The 19226-nt window shown below is 40.8% G+C and carries 28 protein-coding genes; 3 read left to right on the top strand and 25 right to left on the bottom strand.

All coding sequences use genetic code 11. The annotated features are described in order from the left end of the window. Positions 1–257: 257 nt before the first annotated feature. Complete coding sequence (locus AC1TO5_RS19010) at positions 258–479, bottom strand: hypothetical protein (RefSeq protein WP_482064425.1); 222 nt, start codon at positions 477–479, stop codon at positions 258–260. 118 nt (positions 480–597) lie between these two features. After that, positions 598–1224: a stage II sporulation protein M gene (locus AC1TO5_RS19015; protein ID WP_482064426.1), complete on the bottom strand. Its 627-nt coding sequence runs from the start codon at positions 1222–1224 to the stop codon at positions 598–600. A 132-nt stretch (positions 1225–1356) separates the two neighbouring features. Here AC1TO5_RS19015 and pdaB point away from each other — a divergent pair, with 132 nt between their 5' ends. After that, on the top strand, positions 1357–2154 hold the full coding sequence (gene pdaB / locus AC1TO5_RS19020; RefSeq protein ID WP_482064427.1) for a polysaccharide deacetylase family sporulation protein PdaB: 798 nt from the start codon (positions 1357–1359) through the stop codon (positions 2152–2154). 26 nt (positions 2155–2180) lie between these two features. Here the strand turns inward: pdaB and AC1TO5_RS19025 are convergent, their stop codons facing one another. Further along, positions 2181–2807 carry a KinB-signaling pathway activation protein gene (locus AC1TO5_RS19025; protein ID WP_482064428.1) on the bottom strand — a complete coding sequence of 209 codons (627 nt, stop codon included), beginning with the start codon at positions 2805–2807 and terminating at the stop codon, positions 2181–2183. Positions 2808–2954: 147 nt separating this feature from the next. Here AC1TO5_RS19025 and gerD point away from each other — a divergent pair, with 147 nt between their 5' ends. Next, a complete protein-coding gene (gerD, locus tag AC1TO5_RS19030; RefSeq protein WP_482064429.1) occupies positions 2955–3623 on the top strand; it encodes a spore germination lipoprotein GerD in 669 nt (222 codons plus the stop codon). Between the two features lie 196 nt (positions 3624–3819). On the opposite strand, the gene AC1TO5_RS19035 is transcribed toward gerD, so the two are convergent. The 4 genes from AC1TO5_RS19035 to AC1TO5_RS19050 all read right to left on the bottom strand — a co-directional run bounded on the left by AC1TO5_RS19035 (position 3820) and on the right by AC1TO5_RS19050 (position 8078). After that, on the bottom strand, positions 3820–4908 hold the full coding sequence (locus AC1TO5_RS19035; RefSeq protein WP_482064430.1) for an Mrp/NBP35 family ATP-binding protein: 1089 nt from the start codon (positions 4906–4908) through the stop codon (positions 3820–3822). A gap of 104 nt (positions 4909–5012) precedes the next feature. After that, positions 5013–5768: an N-acetylmuramoyl-L-alanine amidase CwlD gene (cwlD, locus tag AC1TO5_RS19040; RefSeq protein ID WP_482064431.1), complete on the bottom strand. Its 756-nt coding sequence runs from the start codon at positions 5766–5768 to the stop codon at positions 5013–5015. A gap of 360 nt (positions 5769–6128) precedes the next feature. Next, complete coding sequence (gene sat / locus AC1TO5_RS19045) at positions 6129–7289, bottom strand: sulfate adenylyltransferase (RefSeq protein WP_482064432.1); 1161 nt, start codon at positions 7287–7289, stop codon at positions 6129–6131. A gap of 93 nt (positions 7290–7382) precedes the next feature. After that, positions 7383–8078, bottom strand: coding sequence for a phosphoadenylyl-sulfate reductase (locus AC1TO5_RS19050; protein WP_482064433.1), 696 nt, complete (start codon positions 8076–8078; stop codon positions 7383–7385). Between the two features lie 192 nt (positions 8079–8270). Here AC1TO5_RS19050 and AC1TO5_RS19055 point away from each other — a divergent pair, with 192 nt between their 5' ends. Next, on the top strand, positions 8271–8750 hold the full coding sequence (locus AC1TO5_RS19055; RefSeq protein WP_482064434.1) for an NUDIX hydrolase: 480 nt from the start codon (positions 8271–8273) through the stop codon (positions 8748–8750). Positions 8751–8947: 197 nt separating this feature from the next. Here the strand turns inward: AC1TO5_RS19055 and rpsI are convergent, their stop codons facing one another. From rpsI to rplF, 18 genes are all read right to left on the bottom strand, one after another. Beyond that, a complete protein-coding gene (gene rpsI / locus AC1TO5_RS19060) occupies positions 8948–9340 on the bottom strand; it encodes a 30S ribosomal protein S9 (RefSeq protein ID WP_482064435.1) in 393 nt (130 codons plus the stop codon). A gap of 20 nt (positions 9341–9360) precedes the next feature. Next, positions 9361–9798, bottom strand: a complete 438-nt coding sequence (gene rplM / locus AC1TO5_RS19065) for a 50S ribosomal protein L13 (protein ID WP_482064436.1) — start codon at positions 9796–9798, stop codon at positions 9361–9363. Positions 9799–10252: 454 nt separating this feature from the next. After that, positions 10253–11005, bottom strand: coding sequence for a tRNA pseudouridine(38-40) synthase TruA (gene truA, locus AC1TO5_RS19070; RefSeq protein WP_482064437.1), 753 nt, complete (start codon positions 11003–11005; stop codon positions 10253–10255). 270 nt (positions 11006–11275) lie between these two features. Next, positions 11276–11641, bottom strand: a complete 366-nt coding sequence (gene rplQ / locus AC1TO5_RS19075; RefSeq protein WP_258203642.1) for a 50S ribosomal protein L17 — start codon at positions 11639–11641, stop codon at positions 11276–11278. A gap of 51 nt (positions 11642–11692) precedes the next feature. Beyond that, positions 11693–12637 (bottom strand): DNA-directed RNA polymerase subunit alpha, encoded by a 945-nt coding sequence (locus AC1TO5_RS19080; protein WP_258203643.1) that lies wholly within the window; start codon positions 12635–12637, stop codon positions 11693–11695. Between the two features lie 127 nt (positions 12638–12764). After that, a complete protein-coding gene (gene rpsK / locus AC1TO5_RS19085; protein ID WP_482064438.1) occupies positions 12765–13160 on the bottom strand; it encodes a 30S ribosomal protein S11 in 396 nt (131 codons plus the stop codon). 19 nt (positions 13161–13179) lie between these two features. After that, a complete protein-coding gene (gene rpsM / locus AC1TO5_RS19090) occupies positions 13180–13548 on the bottom strand; it encodes a 30S ribosomal protein S13 (RefSeq protein ID WP_482064439.1) in 369 nt (122 codons plus the stop codon). 20 nt (positions 13549–13568) lie between these two features. Further along, complete coding sequence (gene rpmJ / locus AC1TO5_RS19095; RefSeq protein WP_015253313.1) at positions 13569–13682, bottom strand: 50S ribosomal protein L36; 114 nt, start codon at positions 13680–13682, stop codon at positions 13569–13571. Between the two features lie 44 nt (positions 13683–13726). Further along, positions 13727–13942 carry a translation initiation factor IF-1 gene (gene infA, locus AC1TO5_RS19100; RefSeq protein ID WP_015847200.1) on the bottom strand — a complete coding sequence of 72 codons (216 nt, stop codon included), beginning with the start codon at positions 13940–13942 and terminating at the stop codon, positions 13727–13729. A 1-nt stretch (position 13943) separates the two neighbouring features. Then, positions 13944–14222 (bottom strand): hypothetical protein, encoded by a 279-nt coding sequence (locus AC1TO5_RS19105; protein WP_482064440.1) that lies wholly within the window; start codon positions 14220–14222, stop codon positions 13944–13946. A gap of 11 nt (positions 14223–14233) precedes the next feature. Then, positions 14234–14992 (bottom strand): type I methionyl aminopeptidase, encoded by a 759-nt coding sequence (map, locus tag AC1TO5_RS19110; RefSeq protein WP_482064441.1) that lies wholly within the window; start codon positions 14990–14992, stop codon positions 14234–14236. After that, the gene (locus tag AC1TO5_RS19115; protein ID WP_482064493.1) at positions 14992–15642 is read right to left on the bottom strand and encodes an adenylate kinase; all 651 of its coding nucleotides are present in this window, start codon (positions 15640–15642) and stop codon (positions 14992–14994) included. The genes map and AC1TO5_RS19115 overlap by 1 nt, the downstream gene beginning before the upstream one ends. A gap of 90 nt (positions 15643–15732) precedes the next feature. Beyond that, on the bottom strand, positions 15733–17028 hold the full coding sequence (gene secY / locus AC1TO5_RS19120; RefSeq protein ID WP_482064442.1) for a preprotein translocase subunit SecY: 1296 nt from the start codon (positions 17026–17028) through the stop codon (positions 15733–15735). Beyond that, on the bottom strand, positions 17029–17469 hold the full coding sequence (gene rplO, locus AC1TO5_RS19125) for a 50S ribosomal protein L15 (protein WP_482064443.1): 441 nt from the start codon (positions 17467–17469) through the stop codon (positions 17029–17031). Between the two features lie 59 nt (positions 17470–17528). Then, the gene (gene rpmD / locus AC1TO5_RS19130; RefSeq protein WP_482064444.1) at positions 17529–17708 is read right to left on the bottom strand and encodes a 50S ribosomal protein L30; all 180 of its coding nucleotides are present in this window, start codon (positions 17706–17708) and stop codon (positions 17529–17531) included. Between the two features lie 13 nt (positions 17709–17721). Then, positions 17722–18219, bottom strand: a complete 498-nt coding sequence (rpsE, locus tag AC1TO5_RS19135) for a 30S ribosomal protein S5 (RefSeq protein ID WP_482064445.1) — start codon at positions 18217–18219, stop codon at positions 17722–17724. A 24-nt stretch (positions 18220–18243) separates the two neighbouring features. Beyond that, on the bottom strand, positions 18244–18612 hold the full coding sequence (gene rplR / locus AC1TO5_RS19140) for a 50S ribosomal protein L18 (protein WP_482064446.1): 369 nt from the start codon (positions 18610–18612) through the stop codon (positions 18244–18246). 58 nt (positions 18613–18670) lie between these two features. After that, on the bottom strand, positions 18671–19213 hold the full coding sequence (gene rplF, locus AC1TO5_RS19145; RefSeq protein ID WP_482064447.1) for a 50S ribosomal protein L6: 543 nt from the start codon (positions 19211–19213) through the stop codon (positions 18671–18673). Positions 19214–19226 lie beyond the last annotated feature (13 nt).

Consider the following 19226-nt stretch of genomic DNA (forward strand, 5'->3'; position numbering starts at 1 on the left):
TTCACGGGGTGAAATTGTTAATGGCAGTTCTTACTCGTTGTTCAGTTTTCAAAGATCAATGTGAAAATATCAAAGCGTTTCTCATTTACATATGTAAGTTTGATTCGCATTTTGTTTTCTTCGTGTGTCTCGCAATCTCTCGCGGCGACAAGAAATAATATATCATAGGGGCTGACTATAATGCAACCCCTTTTTAAAACTTTTTTCATTTTTCTTTTTTTTTTTTTTAGAAACCCTTATATATCAAGGGATTTCGGCTACCTTTGTGAACGGACATTAAGTACGTATTTCGATAATTGCTTAGGCGATGCTATTCTGGCATACATTCTAAAGATAATTTTATATCTGTTTGTAATTGATTTTCTTACTTCACCGTCTAATCTGGAGTCTCCAAGATCAAATAACATCTCATCTAACTCCTTACGCAATACATAATCGAATTCTTTACACTCTCTCTCGTTAAATAACATTCCAAGCATTCTGTTAGCTCCTTCTTCATTCTATACCGAAAAAACATACAAAAAAGACGATGATAATCATCGTCTTACAGTTATGCTCATATTTAACTTTTTTTATTACCTCTATGCCACCATCATTTTACAAAGTTAATAACCACAGCGTTAATGTACTTTCAATAATCGCAGCTATAAATAGAACAATCGTTATATAGACTGCCATTACACCACTACGCTTCAACGTTTCTTTATAAGTAGCTCCAATACTATCTAATTTACTATGATCCGTTATTAGCGCACCCATTGTACTAAATAATAATCGACCAAGTCTTAATCCATACGCACCCGCTACGATCAATGCTGGTATTTCCAATATTCCATGTGGCAATAACCCTTTGAATATAAGATCCCACACACTAACATCCATAGTCCCGTCCAATGAAAGCTGAATAACAAATCCAAGAATCATCCCATTAACAACTAAGAAGAAGATCGGAAACAGTCCAAAGAATGCTCCTAGAAAGATAACCAATATGGATTTAATCGCATTATTGAAGAAAATTACCGTCATAAACGTTAATGTCGGATTACTACTTCCATTCATCTGATCCGCTAATTCACCTATAGCATCCATTTGCATCATAAGAAATTCTCGAAAAGCATCATTGGTCGCACCAATATACATACTTACCCCAAATAATATTGAAGCGACGATGATATGCGGAACTGTGATGCGCAAATCCTGCCATACTTGTTTCAATCGAAACATTTTTCCACCTCTTTATTAAAAACTCAGAATATCTTTCTGGTACGAGCATAGATTGTACTAATTAGGTATTAGCCAAGCCTACTTCCATTAGGTAAGACAGCCACGGCCGAATAGAGAGGAGAATTATCAATTATGAATTCATTTTTTGTATTTACAGCCAGCAAAATAAAAAAGTACTTTTTTCTAACGATCGCACTTGTATTTGCTGTAGGTGTCATCTACTCCGAACGTGATAACATTACCGTTTTTGCTCCACAGCAGCCCATTGCCATTTACAATGTACCCACTGACAAAAATGTTGTTGCTCTTACATTCGATATTAGCTGGGGGGACAAGCGACTTGAGCCTATATTGGAAGTTCTAAAAGAAAAAGATGTGAAGTCTGCTACATTCTTTGTCTCTTCCGTATGGGGCCAATCACATCCAGAGCTCGTCAAGAAAATTCAAGATGCTGGATATGAAATAGGAAGTCATGGTCATAAGCATGATAATTACTCTACACTAACGGACGACGAAATACGTAGCCAAATTACAACGGCTCATAGCATTATAGCAGATGTAACGGGCAAAGCACCTAATTTGATCCGCTTACCTAATGGTGATTTCGATAAACGTGTATTAAAAATTGCTAGCGAATTACAATATCAAGTCATCCAATGGGATACAGATTCTATGGACTGGCTAAGCCTTGGTACCGATAAAATTGCTGATCGTGTCATCAGTAGAGCGCATCCTGGTGATATTATTTTACTTCATGCTAGCGATTCAGCTACGCAAACTCATCTCGCACTGCCCATTATTGTCGATGAACTTCGCAATAAAGGCTTTGATTTCGTATCGGTGACTGATCTCATTACACAAACAGAATCGCAAGGTGATGCTGTTACAAGCTCATCAGTTTCATCAAGCAAACTTTTAAGCGCGCAATAGATCAACTTGCGATTCATATTAAATGATTATGATACTGCTGAGCCTGGTGGAATAACTACAGGTTCGGCAGTTTCTTTTTTCGTTAATGTCGTCATTAAGTAATTTTGATAGAAATTACATACAAACAACGGCAGCACCATAAAGATAACAGTCGTTACATTCGTTTCACCTTGCAAAGCTGGATAAGCTTCAATCGATGTTACAACATACATAAGAAACAATGTAGGAATAAATGCTGCTCGCTTCGTCTGCTTCACTTTGAAATACGCTACCACCAGTGCCATAATCATCAACACTAAAGGCATTACCCAGAAGAACCAATCATTCGTTCTATCTTGATACAATACATAACCAAGCAGAAAAGCGCCAAATAGTGTGGTGTATCCTTGTAATGCGTTCCATAAATATTTCTGACGGAACATACTTAGCGCAATAAAGTTTAGCGTTAAATAAGCGAAAAAGCCCATTTGACTAAAAGCACCAATCATAATTCCCGCAAGAAACATCATCAATAAGTTAAAACCCGTTCCTTTGAGACCAATGATACCGATATCTTGATCTGTAAAAAGCATAATTGCCCCTTGAATCATGCAAACAACCGCTCCAATAGCCATTGTGCTCCAAAATAAGAAAAACCATTTTTTCAGTGTCACTACCGATATTCCTCCTGAACGTTAGTCAATATAACCTTTTCACTGTATTTTACCACGTATCCAGAAAAATGCTAACTAACTGCATGATAAAAGCGTGAACTTTGTACATGCTATAGTTATAAGACACTGTGCAAGGGAGTTATTACTATGAGATACTTTATAAAATTACTATCGATATGTACCGTATGCTCGTTTCTGACAACAAGTTGTAGTTCTGGCGGTGGCGAATCCCAACAAATGAATTATAAAGATATGAAATCAATGGTCATCGATATTTTGAAAACAGAAGACGCGCAAAAGGCTTTACAAGAATCCGCCTCAGCCCAATCGGGATATACTGCGCAAAGCTCAACAATGCTTAATGTGCAGGATCAAGAAAAAATCAAAACAGCAGTCAAAGATGTCATTAGCTCTCCCGATTACGATAAAGTTATTAAATCATTAATGACTGACACCCGCTTCGCAGGTGAATTCGCTAAAGCTGTTAATGAAATGAACAAGGATCTACATGAGCAATTAGTGAAGGACCCGCAATATCAGGAAGGACTTATTGCCGCATTTGAAAGCGAAGAGATGCAAAAGGTAATTTTGAAAGTACTTAAGGGTAGTGAATACCGCAAGGAATTAATGAGCCTTATGCAAGATTCCCTGCAAAATCCGATCTTCCGCCTTGAACTATTAGAGCTCATGAAAAAAGCGGTTGCTGAGGAATTATCTGCTGAACCAAAATCAGGAGGAGACTCTTCTGGTGGAGATTCTTCAAGCACCTCCAACTCTTCATCAGGTGATTCGAGCAAGAAGGAATCCAGTTCCTAGTCTGATTAGATCAATCGTAGCAATCAACTATATATACGGTTAAAAATTATTCAAACAAAAAATCGCTACCTTCTACAATGGGCGTCATGCCGAACCATTGCTACAGTAGCGATTTTTTTGTTTATTCAATAGAATATAGATCAATTATAAATGCACGTTCAAAAAACGGACTTTCGAAGCCGAGAAGAAAAAAATATTACTTTGCCTCACAATGTGTAACCACTTTTCCGGCAAGTTCATCATATAACTGTCCAATCATCGTCTCTGCCGCATAGACACTTGGAGAGAAGTTAGGATCGAGCGGATGATTATCAGGCACTCCAAGCGGGATTTGCGCAAGCAAATCGCAATGTAGCGTTTCTGCTAGCTTACCGCCTCCACCTCTACCGAATACATACTCCTTCTCGCCTGTTAACGCTGATTCAAAGTAAGACATATTCTCAACAACGCCAATAATTTCATGCTCCGTCTTAATCGCCATTGCACCCGCTCTAGCTGCAACAAATGATGCCGTAGCATGTGGTGTTGTAACGATGATTTCCTTACTATGCGGTATCATCTGATGAACATCTAATGCGATATCTCCTGTACCTGGTGGAAGATCTAGCAGCACGTAATCAAGCTCGCCCCACTCAATTTCCGAGAAGAAGTTACGTAGCATTTTCCCAAGCATAGGCCCTCTCCATACGATCGGACTATTATCTTCAACAAAAAATCCCATTGATATTACTTTCACGCCGAAACGTTCAACCGGAATGACCCGCTCATTAATCACTTCTGGACGTTCTTCTATTCCCATCATATCTGGAACGCTAAAGCCATATATATCAGCATCGATGATGCCTACTCTTTTCCCTTGTCTAGCTAATGCCGTTGCTAAATTTACCGTTACAGTAGACTTTCCAACTCCACCTTTACCTGAAGCAATCGCAATAAATTGAACATTAGGCTGCTCTGTTAATAATGTACTCCCCATATTAGCAGCATGACCTTGAACAGGCTGTCTTGCCCCATTGCCCGCTTCTACCGTTTTTTCAGGCGCTGATCCCGCTGGTGCAGCTCCCTCACGAAAACGACAGTATACTGCTGTAGCACCGCTTGTTTGTAGTATATCGAATAAAGCAGCTTCAATCGCAGGCTGCTGTTCTTTCACAGCTCCGATTACCGTAACGGAAACTTGATTGTTTTTGACCATAACATCTCTAAAGCTTATAGAATGTGCACCGTATTGTGTAGCGAGTACATTTTCAATGATTTCAATCGCTTGCTCTCGTAATAATGTCATGACTATTCCCACCTTTATAGTTATACGCTAACAGATTACTCTCTATAGCATAGGCGGTTTACAACAAGAAGTGAAGTACTCCGTGCAAACTTTTCTACATTCATTCAATCTTTTTTGCCTTCTGTCTCATACTGCAATATCCCTTTATAAATGGATGCCGCTACCGTGCGTTGGTACTCGGCATCTACCAGCAAGTTAGATTCTCGCGGATTAGAAAGGAAACCCACCTCAACTAATGCCGAAGGTAATTCCTTCATCGCCTTCAAAATATAGATCGTTTCTACAGTAGCAGCGGATCGCTCCGTATTTTCAAGATTATACTTCAATTGTTGTTGAATACTGATCGCTAGTTGCTCACTTTCTTTCGTCCCTGTCTTATGATAGAACGTTTGCGCCCCATACCACTTCGCTGATGGAATACTGTTCATATGTATACTAATTAGCATCTCAGGCTTAGCATCCTGCAGCATCGCTACCCGCTTCATCAAATCTTCCGTTTTACGCCGACTATACGATCTTGTCTCATCCTGCGCTAGATCATAATCCCCCTCTCTAGTCATAACAACGATAGCTCCTGCTTCTTGTAAATAATCACGCAAATATAATGCAATTGATAAATTCAAATCTTTTTCAATCGCTCCTTGCTTACTCACTGCCCCGCCATCCGCTCCACCATGACCAGCATCAATAGCAATCGTCATACCTGATAAGGGCATATTCCATGTCGTCCAAGTACTACTTTCAGGAATTACTCTCGTTAGAAAAAAGATTAAAGCTACAACTAACAACGCCCCCATACCTAAGCGAAGCTTCCCTTTAGGCGTAAGCCACACAATTAGCCTTCGACGAAATATAGACATAGAAAAACCACCTCATAGCGATATTCATAGTATTGTACAAGCTACTGCTAAGTATGTACTTCTATGTATATGGGACGAGGTGGTCATTTATTCTTGTATAGGTAGTTCAAATAATGGACTTTGATAACGATGTGTTGCTAACGTAGATTATTCGACGTCGAATATGAAGCGAACTTGGAAAGTACGGTTCGCGTGTACGTAACCATGTACACTTGCGCTTCCGCCTTTCTCAAGTAGCGCTCCATCTTCTCTGCTTTCGAAAGTCCATTTTTTGAACCTTTATTATAAGCTTCGATCGTTGACCGCTTGTGTACTCGTACCGTACACGTTGCTGGGTTTTGCTTCGTAATAGAAGCGAACTTATGTTGTTACACTCATGCCTTCGATCAAAATTTTAGCAACTTCTGGTCTAGAAAATTCTGGTGGTGGGCATACGCCATCACGTAGCATTGCTCTTACTTTAGTTCCTGATAACGCCAAATGAACTGAACTGTCATGCGGACATGTCTTAGTCGTCGCCATATTGCCGCAACTCTTACAGAAGAAGCTATGTTCAAAGTATAGCGGCGTAATGTCTAGATCCTCTGCTGGAACAGAACGTAGTAACTCTTGCGCTTCATATGTACCGTAGTAATCGCCTACACCTGCATGATCACGACCAACGATAAAATGTGTACAACCATAGTTTTTACGGACAATCGCATGGAAAATCGCTTCACGAGGCCCTGCATAACGCATCGCTGCTGGGAACACGCCTAAGAATACACGATTTTCTGGATAATAATTTTCAAGCAGTGCTACATAACTCTTCATACGTACATTGGCAGGAACATCATCAGACTTTGTCTCACCGACAAGTGGATTCAAAAATAACCCGTCAACAATTTCCATTGCTGTTTTTTGAATATATTCATGCGCACGGTGAACTGGATTTCTCGTTTGGAATCCTACAACGGTTTTCCAGCCCTTATCAGCAAATATTTTTCTTGTGTCTGCTGGGTCATAATAATACTCGTCGAACTTCTCAGGTACTGGGCGATTCAATACCGTAATGTCACCGCCGACATACGTGCTACTACGTTCATACAGCTTTTGCACACCTGGATGCTCCAGATCGGCTGTCTTGAACACTTGCACCGCTTCTTGCTGTTGATCAGCTGTATAGATGCTAGCCACATCGATAATACCGTAGATCACAGCATCTTCGCCTACAAGTGCGGCTTGCTGACCAACAGAAATAGCAGCTGCCTCCTGCTCATTGATCGATAATGTAATTGGAATACTCCATAGCGTACCATTAGCCAAACGCATCGTAGTAACAACCGATTGATAATCCGCTTCATTCATAAAGCCTTTTAGTGGAGAGAAAGCACCTACTCCGATAAGATCCATATCTGAAATTGCCCAAGTGCTAACAGATATTCTCGGTAATTGAGCAGCAGCAGCAAGTAATTGCTCACGTTCTTCTCCTTCAATTACCCGATTAACAAGCTCTCCACCATGTGGTTTAATTTGCTTCATTATTATTTCCTCCTAAAACTTTTTGTAACTTCCTGAACTGCTTCTTAGTAACAAAAAGTGGCATCGAAAGCATTAGCTTAACTTTTCATTTGTTTATTTATGAAGACCACACTCAGTTTTTTCTTGGCCAGACCATCTACCTGCTCTAGGATCTTCACCAGGCAATACTTGACGAGTGCAATACTCGCAACCAATGCTCGGATAATAATTATCATGCAGTGGATTATAAATTACATTGTTATTACGAATGTATTCCCATACATCTTCATTCGTCCAATCAGCGATCGGATTAAATTTTACTAAACCGAATTTAGTATCATATTCAATTTTCTTTGCATTTGCACGAGTAGGAGCTTGATCACGACGAATTCCAGTAATCCAAGCCTCATACTGTGTTAAAATGCGCGTCAATGGCTCAACTTTACGAATATTGCAGCATCCCGTTGCATCCGTCTTCCAAAGCTCAGCTCCATGTTGTTCCGCTTGCTCCTCAGGAGTTATCTTCGGACTTACTTTAACAAATGGAATACCAGGATAACGTTCCGTCAAACGGTCTTTCGTCTCATAAGTTTCTTTGAAGTGAAAGTCTGTGTCCAAGTAGAAAATATCTGTCTTTGGACTTACCCTTTGTAGCATGTCAACTAGGACAACATCTTCCGCGCCAAAACTACATGCAAATGTAATATTCGGAAACGTTTCTACAGCGTATTTAATGATTTCCTCTGGAGTAGCACTTTCCAATTCAACAGCCTTCAATGCAATTAATTGTTCCTTCTCAATTAAATTCATAGTATTCCCCTCGCTTATGTTGTATTAAATTACAGCACGATATATAAAGTATAACTTTTTCTATAATTGACTTCAATAACTATTGATAACAAATTTTAACTTTGCGCAATAAAATACTTTTATCAGTAATGAAATGAGCCACCGAGCGCTGTTATAATGATATAAGTTGATAATAGAGAGGACTATTGGAACATGTTGAAATATACCATTTGTTTTATAAGAAGAGGCAACGAACTTTTATTATTGAATCGTGTGAAAGCCCCCAACATGGGCTTATGGAACGGTGTAGGAGGGAAAATAGAGCCCTCTGAGCAGCCTATAGATGGCATTATAAGAGAGATCTATGAAGAGACTGGATTACGCACTGAACAGGTGCAAGTAGCAGGAATTGTAAAGTGGATTAGCGCTGAAGGTGAATCTGGAATGTATTTATACTATTGCGAACTACCCATTGACACAGTATATGCAACACCAATCGAAAAAGATGAAGGGATATTAGCCTGGAAATCCATTGATTGGGTACTCGACCAGCGCAATTATGGCGTAGTCGATAATATGAAGCACTTCTTACCACATCTACTGGCGGGAAATTTCGAATGCGAGCACAGATTCACCTATGATCAGAATGACATTGTTCAATATGAATGTCGTGAATTAACGCCGCAAAAATAGTAGATTACAAAAAAGACATCAAGTTATTACACCTGATGTCTTTAAGTCCGTCATTCAATACCATTCTCGATAAAGCAATCTTCCGCTATGCCTACTTCTAGATCGATAAATAAGTATAGGCCACTGAATATTGTTAAAAATAAAAGCTCCCAACCACGAATGGCTGAGAGCTTCTTTTCCTTGATATACAAGGGATATTAACGTTTTGAGAACTGAGGCGCACGACGAGCTCCACGAAGACCGTATTTTTTACGTTCTTTCATACGAGGGTCACGTGTTAAGAAGCCTGCACGTTTCAAAGATGGACGTAGTTCAGCATCTACTTTAAGTAGAGCACGAGAGATACCATGACGGATTGCTCCCGCTTGACCAGACATACCACCACCATGAGTTAATACTAGTACATCGTATTTTTCCAATGTATCAGTTAAGTTCAATGGTTGTTTAACGATCAGCTTAAGAGTTTCCAAGCCGAAATATTCGTTGATGTCGCGTTTGTTAATAATGATTCGTCCTTCACCCGGCACAAGACGTACGCGTGCAACAGAGTGCTTACGACGACCAGTTCCATAGTATTGCACTTGAGCCATGAAACATGTCCTCCTCTTTATTACCCGCGAAGTTCGTAAACTTCAGGGTTTTGTGCTTGATGTGGATGTTCCGCACCTGCGTATACTTTAAGTTTTAATTTCATTTTGTTACCAAGACGGTTCTTAGGTAACATACCGTGTACTGCTAGTTCCATCATACGTTCTGGTTTTTTAGAAAGCATTTCACCAGCTGATGTTACTTTAAGTCCACCAGTGTATCCAGAGTGACGGTAGTATTTCTTGTCAGCCAATTTATTACCAGTTAAAACGATTTTGTCAGCATTAATAATGATAACGAAATCTCCAGTGTCAAGATGTGGCGTGAACTGAGGCTTATGTTTACCGCGAATTAGCGCTGCTGCTTCGCTGGCTAGACGTCCAAGAGTTTTTCCCTCAGCGTCAATTAGAAGCCATTTACGTTCAACTTCATTAGCCTTAGCCATATAAGTGGTACGCATCGATGTTCCTCCTTGATTCAAATACATTCTTCTTTTTTATAACAACGGAATCGTGTGATTCTTCATTCACTATTGAAAATTCAGTCGTACTTCTCAGTCGGGGCTGTGGGATAGCCACTAAGAAAGCACAAGATATATTATACTACAAGCCCATTGAATAATCAAGTGTTTTTCCTTTGGCAATCGCAATAATATCGCAATTTCCTCACTACATTAGACAGAAAGTATTTCCAGTAAAAGTTAGACTCTAGGTAAATACTATCGTGTAATAGTCATTTAATTAAAGCCAACCTATCTGGAAAGTAAGCGTCTAGTCGACTGATTGTAAGAGATTTTTCAAGAACGAAGAATAATGCGGTCCTTTTGTCAGTGGGGCTGGGTGAACACTAGTTAATATAATCTAGCATATTAGAAGTTACACATAACTAGTTAACGTTATTGTACACGTAACGAGCTAATCTGTATAGCTTACATCTTTGAGCACAAGTCCAATGGATAAAGCCGTTGGTCCTGCGAGACTTCGCTCACAGCCATCTAATATAGCTAGCATATCTTCTGGTTTACGTTTGCCATGGCCGATTTTCAGGAGAGTTCCTACAATAATTCGAACCATATTATACGTAAATCCATTTCCAGTTAGTTCTATATCAATAAATGGTCCATCTACCAATAGCTTTGCTTCATAAATGATACGAACATGATGTGGCTTAACCGATCTTGTTGACGTAAATGAAGTAAAGTCATGTGTACCAACAATATAGGATAATGCTTGTCTCATCCAGTCACTATGAAGTGGCAGAGGGACATGCAATCGATATTGTCGTCCGAATAAGTCGGGAAACTTTCCATTGTCGATGCTATATCGATATGTTTTACGCTTCGCACAATGCCTAGCATGAAAATCAAGCGGCATTTCTTTAGCTTCTAGTATAATAATATCATCTGGAAGCTTCGTGTTCATCGCAATCGCAAATCGATCAATTGGAATTTGCGATTCCGTAAGGAAATGAAAAACTTGTCCGCGAGCATGTACGCCTGCATCAGTTCGACCAGAAGCATGAATATCGATATCTTCCCTCGTTAGAATATTCAGTACTCGCTCAATCTCGCCTTGCACTGTTCTACCTTTGGGTTGATTCTGAAATCCATTAAAAGCTGTTCCATCATAACTAACCTTCATACAAATATTTCGCATCTTATGTCTCATCTACTTCCTGAATCTGCTTACCATTCTTGATCTAACTTAAAATGAAGGTTCAAAAAGCGGGCTTTCAGAACCGAGCAGGTGAAACGCTACTTGAGAAAGGCGGAAGCGCAAGTGTACGTACTTGGTACATGCGAACCGTACTTTCCAAGTTCGTTTCAGATGCGATGCCGAATATACAACAACGCATAAACATCGTTATCAAAGTCCGCTTTTTGAACTACCTCAACCTCGCAAAAAAAGGTGGCCTCGTAAGGTCCACCCTCTTATCTACTAGCCACGGTCAACTAATTCTAAGTAAACCATAGGTGCAGCGTCACCACGACGAGGTCCTAATTTAAGAATACGTGTGTATCCACCGTTACGCTCTGTATAACGAGGTGCTATTTCAGAGAAAAGCTTTTGAATAGCATCCTTCTCACCGTCAACAGTTTCACGACGAACATAAGCAGCTACTTGACGACGCGCATGAAGGTCGCCCTTCTTCGCTTTCGTAATTAGTTTTTCAGCGATTGAACGAACTTCTTTCGCTTTAGCCTCAGTTGTTTGGATACGCTCATATAGGAACAAGTCAGTTACAAGATCACGGAAAAGAGCTTTACGTGCACTTGCATCACGACCTAATTTTTGATATGCCATTTTGATTTCCCCTCCCTTGCTGTTTTCTTCACTCTAATGGCTAAGGTTCAACTATTCATCCATGCGCAAGCCAAGACCAAGTTCTTCAAGCTTCTCTTGAACTTCTTCTAAAGATTTACGACCAAGGTTACGTACCTTCATCATATCTTCTTCCGATTTCGTAATAAGCTCTTGAACGGTATTGATACCTGCACGTTTCAAACAGTTGTAAGAACGAACAGAAAGATCAAGCTCTTCGATAGTCATCTCAAGCACTTTCTCTTTCTTATCTTCTTCTTTCTCAACCATGATTTCCGCATCTTTAGCTTCATCCGTTAATCCAACGAACAAGTCCAAATGCTCTGTCAATATTTTAGCTCCAAGGCTTACAGCCTCTTCTGGACGAATACTACCGTCTGTCCAAACTTCAAGCGTTAGCTTGTCATAGTTTGTAACTTGACCTACGCGAGTATTCTCTACGCTATAATTAACACGAGTAATGGGCGTGTAGATTGAATCTACAGGAATGACGCCTATCGGTTGATCATCGCTCTTGTTCCGATCCGCTTGCACATAACCACGTCCGCGGTTAGCGAAAATTCTCATATGCAAACGAGCACCGGATGCCAAAGTCGCAATGTGAAGATCAGGGCTCAAAATCTCGACATCGCTATCAGCACGAATATCACCAGCTGTTACGATACCTTCACCGTCAGCATCAATTTCTAATACCTTTTCTTCATCCGAGTGGATTTTTAGCGAGAGTCCTTTCAAATTCAGGATGATTTCAGTTACATCTTCAATCACTCCTGGAACTGTAGAAAACTCATGCAGAACACCGTCGATTTGAACAGATGTTACTGCCGCGCCAGGCAAAGAAGATAATAAAATTCGACGAAGCGAATTTCCCAGCGTAGTGCCGTATCCGCGTTCTAGCGGCTCAACAACGAACTTACCATAAGTACCTCCGTCGCTTACTTCTACGGTTTCGATTTTCGGCTTTTCGATCTCAATCACTAATAGTACCCTCCTTCAAACGTCGCTCCGTTACCTAAGTCGTTATTATGTCAAACCTCGTAGTATGCCAAACCTTCACAACCATTATTCACAGATTGTTTCCATTTGATACCACCAAGTCTACAAATTATACGCGACGACGTTTTGGTGGACGGCATCCGTTATGCGGAACTGGTGTAACGTCCTTGATCAAGTTAACTTCCAAGCCAGCAGCTTGAAGCGAGCGAATAGCCGCTTCACGTCCTGCGCCAGGACCTTTAACACTAACCTCAACCGTTCTCATACCATGCTCCATTGCAGCTTTAGCAGCAGATTCAGCAGCCATTTGAGCTGCGAAAGGTGTACTCTTACGAGAACCTTTGAAACCCATACCGCCAGCACTTGCCCAAGAGATCGCATTACCATGTGGATCTGTGATCGTCACAATAGTATTGTTAAATGTGGAACGGATATGTGCAACGCCAGTATCGATATTTTTCCGATCGCGACGCTTAGTACGAACGACTTTTTTTGCTTTAGCCATTATCGTTTATCCTCCCTTCTTATTTCTTCTTGTTAGCTACAGTACGACGAGGACCTTTACGTGTACGAGCATTTGTTTTAGTACGTTGACCGCGAACTGGAAGACCACGACGGTGACGAAGACCACGGTAGCAACCAATTTCAGTTAGACGTTTAATGTTAAGAGAAATTTCACGACGTAAGTCGCCTTCTACTTTAACTACTTTGTCGATTTCATCACGAATACGACCAAGCTCATCTTCTGTCAAATCGCGAACACGAGTGTCCGGACTAACACCAGTAGATGCTAGAACTTTTTTAGAAGTCGTGTTGCCGATACCAAAAATGTACGTTAAAGAGATTACAACGCGTTTATCACGCGGAATATCTACACCAGCTATACGTGCCATTGATTAGTTTCCTCCTCCTTTTATCCTTGTTTTTGTTTGTGTCTCGGATTTTCACAAATGACCATTACATTGCCCTTACGACGAATGACTTTGCATTTCTCGCAAATCGGCTTTACAGAAGGTCTTACCTTCATTGTGATTACCTCCCGAATCTTTCGTCTCATAGACTATTGCTAATCTATTTACGATAGGTGATGCGCCCTCTTGATAAATCATAAGGCGATAACTGAATAACAACTTTGTCTCCAGTTAGAATGCGAATAAAGTGCATTCTTAATTTTCCAGATACATGAGCAAGAATTTGATGCCCATTCTCAAGCTCAACTTTAAACATAGCATTAGGCAATGGTTCGATTACCGTACCCTCAACTTCAATTACATCTTCTTTAGCCATATTAACTCTCCTTTCCATGTGCATACTTCTCTATAAAATAACGTAACTTTGCATTAGTAACTTTACCTGATTCCTGCAAGCTGATTGCGACCTCCTGACAAATGACGGGTAGCAGCTCGAGATGCAGAACGTTTTTTTTCTTTGGTTGATCGAATTTGCGTTTTCTGCCATCAGCAATTTTGACAAAGCGCTCATCAAGCACTTCAATTACGATCGCATATCGCTCTTCATCTTTACCTCTGAGTACTTTGATTAACTGTCCGATTTGTACTGGCTTCATTGTCGTTACCTCTAATTCTGCCCAGGCAATTTGGTCAATATCTCAAATCCGTCCTCCGTTACAGCTACTGTATGCTCAAAATGAGCACACCAGGAACCGTCCCGAGTTACAACTGTCCACTTGTCTTCGAGTGTCCGAACGTATCGTTCACCCATAATAACCATAGGTTCAATAGCTAGCACCATACCCGGCTTTAGCCGCGGACCACGATCAGGAATACCGTAGTTTGGTATTTTTGGATCTTCATGAAGTTCCTTACCAACACCGTGTCCTACATATTCTCTAACGACGGAATATCCCGCTGCTTCGATTACCCTCTGGATGGCGTGTGATATCGTATAAAGTCTAATATCAGGCTCGATTAGTGAGATTCCCGCATAAAGCGATTGTTCACCTATCGTCAGTAATTGTTGTACTTCAGATGTAACTGTTCCGACCGGGTAGGTCCAAGCAGAATCACCATGATACCCTTCATACTGAGCGCCAATATCAAGACTAATTATATCACCCTCGTTCAACTTACGTGAACCTGGGAAACCATGCACTAGTTCGTCATTTACTGAAGCACATACGCTGGATGGGAAACCATTATAACCTTTAAATGATGGAATTGCACCTTGACTTCGAATGTACGTCTCCGCAATTGCATCGAGTTCACCCGTCGTAATTCCTGGCTCAATCGCTTGAACCATGAATTGATGAGTCATGGCAACAATCCTCCCTGCTTCTCTCATTAATTGCAGTTCCGAGTCGGATTTGCAAATGATCATTACAAGGAACCTCTTAAAGTTGAAATGATCTCAGCTGTAACAAGATTGATATCTTGTTCACCGTCAACCTCGCGCAGCGTACCTTGTTCAGCATAGAAGTTCAACAAAGGAGCTGTTTTGGATGTATACTCATCCAGACGAGTTCCCACTTTTTCTTCTGTATCATCAGAACGTTGATACAGCTCTCCAGCGTCTTTATCGCATACGCCATCGACTTTTGGAGGGTTGAACATTACGTGATAAGTAGCTCCACAAGATTTGCAGATGCGACGTCCAGTTAGACGAGCTAATAGTAAGTTGCGATCTACACTCAAGTTAACAACATGATCAATTGTACGGCTAAGCTCTTGCAACATGCCGTCAAGTGCTTCAGCTTGTTGCAATGTACGAGGAAAGCCATCAAGCAAGAAGCCGTTTTGACAGTCAGCTTGCGCCAGTCTTTCTTTCACAATGCCGTTAGTAATCTCGTCAGGAACGAGTAACCCTTGATCGATAAATTCTTTCGCTTTCAGACCAATTGGCGTGCTTTGTTTCATCGCTAGACGAAAAGCATCCCCAGTGGAAATATGCGGAATATTAAATTCCTCAACGATTCTCTCCGCTTGCGTTCCTTTGCCGGCTCCCGGAGGACCCATAAATAGAATATTCATCATTAAGTTCCTCGCTTTTAAGCACAATAGGTCCGTTAGGGCACCGCCTAGCTTAATTGCCGGTGCGGCAACCCGTTGTCGAACCTGTTGTTATTTATTGATAAACCCCTTGTAGTGGCGTTTGATCAATTGGCTTTCAATTTGCTTCATCGTATCAAGTGCAACACCGACAACGATTAGCAGTGAAGTACCACCAAGCTGTACGGAAGTCGGCAATCCTGCAAGTGATCCGAAAAGCACTGGGAAGATTGAGATAACCGCTAAGAAAGTTGCTCCTGCCAAAGTAATTCTAGTTAGAACACGAGTCAAGTAAGATGATGTTGGTTTACCAGGACGAATACCTGGGATGTAGCCACCATTTTTCTTCATTTGATCCGCCATTTGAACTGGATTAATTTGTACAAATGTGTAGAAGAATGTGAAACCGACGATTAGAAGAACATATAATACCATCCCAAGTGGTTGGTCATAGTTCAAGTTCTCGATAGTCCAGTTAGCCCAAGCTTTTCCTGCCCAGAAGTTCGCAATTGTAACTGGGAACATAAGCAAAGAAATTGCAAAGATTACTGGAATAACGCCAGCGCCGTTCACTTTCATAGGAATATGAGTGGATTGACCACCATACATCTTACGACCTACTACGCGTTTCGCATATTGAACAGGAATTTTACGAATACCTTGCTGAATAAAGATAACTCCAACAATCATAAGTATTACTACTAATGCTATTAGAACTACATTAATATAATTCATGAAACCTGCATTAGATGCAAGTTGATCTTCATAAATTGTACGAATATGACCTGGTAAACCAGCTACAATCGCAGCAAAGATAATAATAGAGATACCGTTACCGATACCCTTCTCTGTAATTTGCTCACCTAGCCACATTAAGAAAGCAGTACCTGCAGTCAAAATAATAGCTATAACTAAGTAATCTACAAAGTTTGCATTTTCAATGATCGTGATCCCATACATACGATTGAAACCAATCGCTGTAGCTAGACCCTGTACTAGACCTAAAATAACTGTACCGTAACGAGTGATTTGAGCAAGTTTTTTCTTGCCATCTTCACCTTGTTTTGACCACTCTGCAAATTTTGGAATAACATCCATAGATAACAACTGTACGATAATCGAAGCTGTAATATATGGTGTAATACCAATTGCAAAGATAGAGAAGTTGAACAAGGCTCCACCTGAGAACGTATTAAGAAGGCCGAACAAGTTATCACCTGAAGAACCTGCTGCTTTTAACGTCTCAGTATCCACGCCTGGTACTGGAATAAAGGCACCAATACGATAAATCAATAGTACAAATAGTGTGAACAGAATTCTTCTACGAAGATCCTGAACCTTCCATATATTGGACACGGTCGTAAACATTTAGATCACCTCGGTTTTACCGCCGGCAGCCTGGATTTTCTCCACCGCAGATTGAGAGAACTTGTTAGCTTTCACTGTAAGCCCTACGTTCAATTCACCATTACCCAAGACTTTAATTCCTGCTAGCGTATTTTTAATAACGCCTTTTTCAAGAAGAACTTCTGGAGTGATTTCTGTACCTGCGTCAAAGCTGTTCAAGTCTTGAATGTTCACAATCGCATATTCTTTACGGAACGGGTTGTTAAATCCACGTTTCGGTAAACGGCGATAAAGTGGGTTTTGACCACCCTCGAAACCAGGACGAACACCGCCGCCGGAACGAGCGTTTTGACCTTTATGGCCTTTACCTGCTGTTTTACCAGTGCCTGAACCGATCCCACGCCCTTTACGCTTAGGCGTAAACGTGGAACCAGCAGCTGGTGCTAATTCATGTAATTTCATCGTTCGTGCACCTCCTTATATATTTCGTAACATTATCTCTACCTAGCTATTAGTTAAAATTAAACTTCTTCAACTTTAACCAAATGACTAACATGATGTACCATGCCGCGAATAGCTGGGCTGTCGTTAAGAACGACCGATTGACGAATTTTGCGAAGGCCGAGTGTTTGAACTGTTGCACGTTGTTTCTCGTTGCGGCCAATCAAACTGCGAACGAGGGTGATTTGCAATTTTGCCATCGATTTTCCCCCCTTAACCTAGTAGCTCTTCAACAGTTTTACCACGAAGTTTAGCAACGTCTTCAGCACGTTTTAGACGAGAAAGACCTTCTAACGTCGCGTTCACCATATTCATGGAGTTTGAAGAACCAAGTGATTTAGTTAAAATATTACCAACGCCTGCTAGTTCAAGTACTGCACGTACTGGACCACCAGCGATAACTCCTGTACCTTCAGATGCCGGTTTCAAAAGAACTTTACCAGCTCCGAAACGACCTTCAATTAGGTGAGGAATTGTTGTTCCTACAAGTGGTACAAGGATCAGGTTTTTCTTAGCATCTTCAATACCTTTGCGAATTGCATCAGGTACTTCGCCTGCTTTACCGATCCCTGCGCCAACGTAGCCTTTTCCGTCGCCTACTACTACAAGCGCACTAAAGCTGAAACGGCGTCCGCCCTTTACAACTTTGGAAACGCGGTTAATTTGAACTACTTTTTCAGATAGTTCTAACGTATTAGGATCTACACGCAAGTCGTTTACCTCCTTATTGATTGATTAGAATTTCAAGCCTGCTTCACGAGCTGCTGCAGCTAGTGCTTGAACTCTTCCGTGATATAAGTAACCGCCACGGTCAAATACTACTTCTTGAACACCTTTATCTAGAGCACGTTTTGCAATCAAATCGCCAACTTTAGTTGCAGATTCAACATTACCACCGTTACCGATAGCAGCTGTTAACTCTTTATCTTTTGTAGAAGCGGACGCGATTGTCACACCTGCTACATCATCGATTAGTTGAGCATAAATGTGTTTAGAAGAACGGAACACAGACAAACGAGGACGAGCTGCTGTTCCATTGATTTTTTTACGAACGCGGAAACGTCTTTTCAGACGAGCCTTGTTTTTATCAGTTTTTGTAATCATGCATGTACCCTCCTTTCCTTTGCCTTAAGACGCAAGTATAAGCGAGCTATAAAGCTGCTTATTTCTTCTTACCGGCTTTACCTTCTTTACGGATGATACGCTCACCTTCGTACTTAATACCTTTACCTTTATATGGCTCAGGAAGACGTACAGCACGAATTTGCGCAGCGATTTGACCTACACGCTCTTTATCAATTCCGTTAACAGTAATTTTTGTAGTACCTACAACTTCGAAATCAATACCTGCTTCAGGAGTGATTTCAACCGGATGAGAGTAACCTACGTTTAGCGTGATTTTTTCACCGTTTTTCAATACACGGTAGCCGACACCAACAAGTTCAAGATTTTTCTTAAAACCTTCAGTAACGCCGCTAACCATGTTAGCAACAACAGAACGAGTAGTTCCGTGTAGCGAACGATGAAGTTTGTTATCGGAAGGACGCTCAATCACGATTTCTGTTTCAGAAACGTTCACGATCATATCGCTATGAAGTGTACGAGAAAGAGTTCCTTTAGGTCCTTTAACTGTAATAAAAGAGTTATCAAAAGTAACAGCAACACCTGCTGGTACTGGAATGGATTTACGACCAATACGGGACATTGTAACACCTCCT

This window comes from Paenibacillus sp. Y930, from assembly GCF_056786375.1.

Excerpts from the sequence above, each read along its gene's own strand:
- AC1TO5_RS19010 (WP_482064425.1), bottom strand. The coding sequence starts at position 479 with ATGCTTGGAATGTTATTTAACGAGAGAGAGTGTAAAGAATTCGATTAT.
- AC1TO5_RS19015 (WP_482064426.1), bottom strand. The coding sequence starts at position 1,224 with ATGTTTCGATTGAAACAAGTATGGCAGGATTTGCGCATCACAGTTCCG.
- pdaB (WP_482064427.1), top strand. The coding sequence starts at position 1,357 with ATGAATTCATTTTTTGTATTTACAGCCAGCAAAATAAAAAAGTACTTT.
- gerD (WP_482064429.1), top strand. The coding sequence starts at position 2,955 with ATGAGATACTTTATAAAATTACTATCGATATGTACCGTATGCTCGTTT.
- AC1TO5_RS19035 (WP_482064430.1), bottom strand. The coding sequence starts at position 4,908 with ATGACATTATTACGAGAGCAAGCGATTGAAATCATTGAAAATGTACTC.
- cwlD (WP_482064431.1), bottom strand. The coding sequence starts at position 5,768 with ATGTCTATATTTCGTCGAAGGCTAATTGTGTGGCTTACGCCTAAAGGG.
- sat (WP_482064432.1), bottom strand. The coding sequence starts at position 7,289 with ATGAAGCAAATTAAACCACATGGTGGAGAGCTTGTTAATCGGGTAATT.
- AC1TO5_RS19050 (WP_482064433.1), bottom strand. The coding sequence starts at position 8,078 with ATGAATTTAATTGAGAAGGAACAATTAATTGCATTGAAGGCTGTTGAA.
- AC1TO5_RS19055 (WP_482064434.1), top strand. The coding sequence starts at position 8,271 with ATGTTGAAATATACCATTTGTTTTATAAGAAGAGGCAACGAACTTTTA.
- rpsI (WP_482064435.1), bottom strand. The coding sequence starts at position 9,340 with ATGGCTCAAGTGCAATACTATGGAACTGGTCGTCGTAAGCACTCTGTT.
- rplM (WP_482064436.1), bottom strand. The coding sequence starts at position 9,798 with ATGCGTACCACTTATATGGCTAAGGCTAATGAAGTTGAACGTAAATGG.
- truA (WP_482064437.1), bottom strand. The coding sequence starts at position 11,005 with ATGAGACATAAGATGCGAAATATTTGTATGAAGGTTAGTTATGATGGA.
- rplQ (WP_258203642.1), bottom strand. The coding sequence starts at position 11,641 with ATGGCATATCAAAAATTAGGTCGTGATGCAAGTGCACGTAAAGCTCTT.
- rpsK (WP_482064438.1), bottom strand. The coding sequence starts at position 13,160 with ATGGCTAAAGCAAAAAAAGTCGTTCGTACTAAGCGTCGCGATCGGAAA.
- rpsM (WP_482064439.1), bottom strand. The coding sequence starts at position 13,548 with ATGGCACGTATAGCTGGTGTAGATATTCCGCGTGATAAACGCGTTGTA.
- rpmJ (WP_015253313.1), bottom strand. The coding sequence starts at position 13,682 with ATGAAGGTAAGACCTTCTGTAAAGCCGATTTGCGAGAAATGCAAAGTC.
- infA (WP_015847200.1), bottom strand. The coding sequence starts at position 13,942 with ATGGCTAAAGAAGATGTAATTGAAGTTGAGGGTACGGTAATCGAACCA.
- AC1TO5_RS19105 (WP_482064440.1), bottom strand. The coding sequence starts at position 14,222 with ATGAAGCCAGTACAAATCGGACAGTTAATCAAAGTACTCAGAGGTAAA.
- map (WP_482064441.1), bottom strand. The coding sequence starts at position 14,992 with ATGATCATTTGCAAATCCGACTCGGAACTGCAATTAATGAGAGAAGCA.
- AC1TO5_RS19115 (WP_482064493.1), bottom strand. The coding sequence starts at position 15,642 with ATGAATATTCTATTTATGGGTCCTCCGGGAGCCGGCAAAGGAACGCAA.
- secY (WP_482064442.1), bottom strand. The coding sequence starts at position 17,028 with ATGTTTACGACCGTGTCCAATATATGGAAGGTTCAGGATCTTCGTAGA.
- rplO (WP_482064443.1), bottom strand. The coding sequence starts at position 17,469 with ATGAAATTACATGAATTAGCACCAGCTGCTGGTTCCACGTTTACGCCT.
- rpmD (WP_482064444.1), bottom strand. The coding sequence starts at position 17,708 with ATGGCAAAATTGCAAATCACCCTCGTTCGCAGTTTGATTGGCCGCAAC.
- rplR (WP_482064446.1), bottom strand. The coding sequence starts at position 18,612 with ATGATTACAAAAACTGATAAAAACAAGGCTCGTCTGAAAAGACGTTTC.
- rplF (WP_482064447.1), bottom strand. The coding sequence starts at position 19,213 with ATGTCCCGTATTGGTCGTAAATCCATTCCAGTACCAGCAGGTGTTGCT.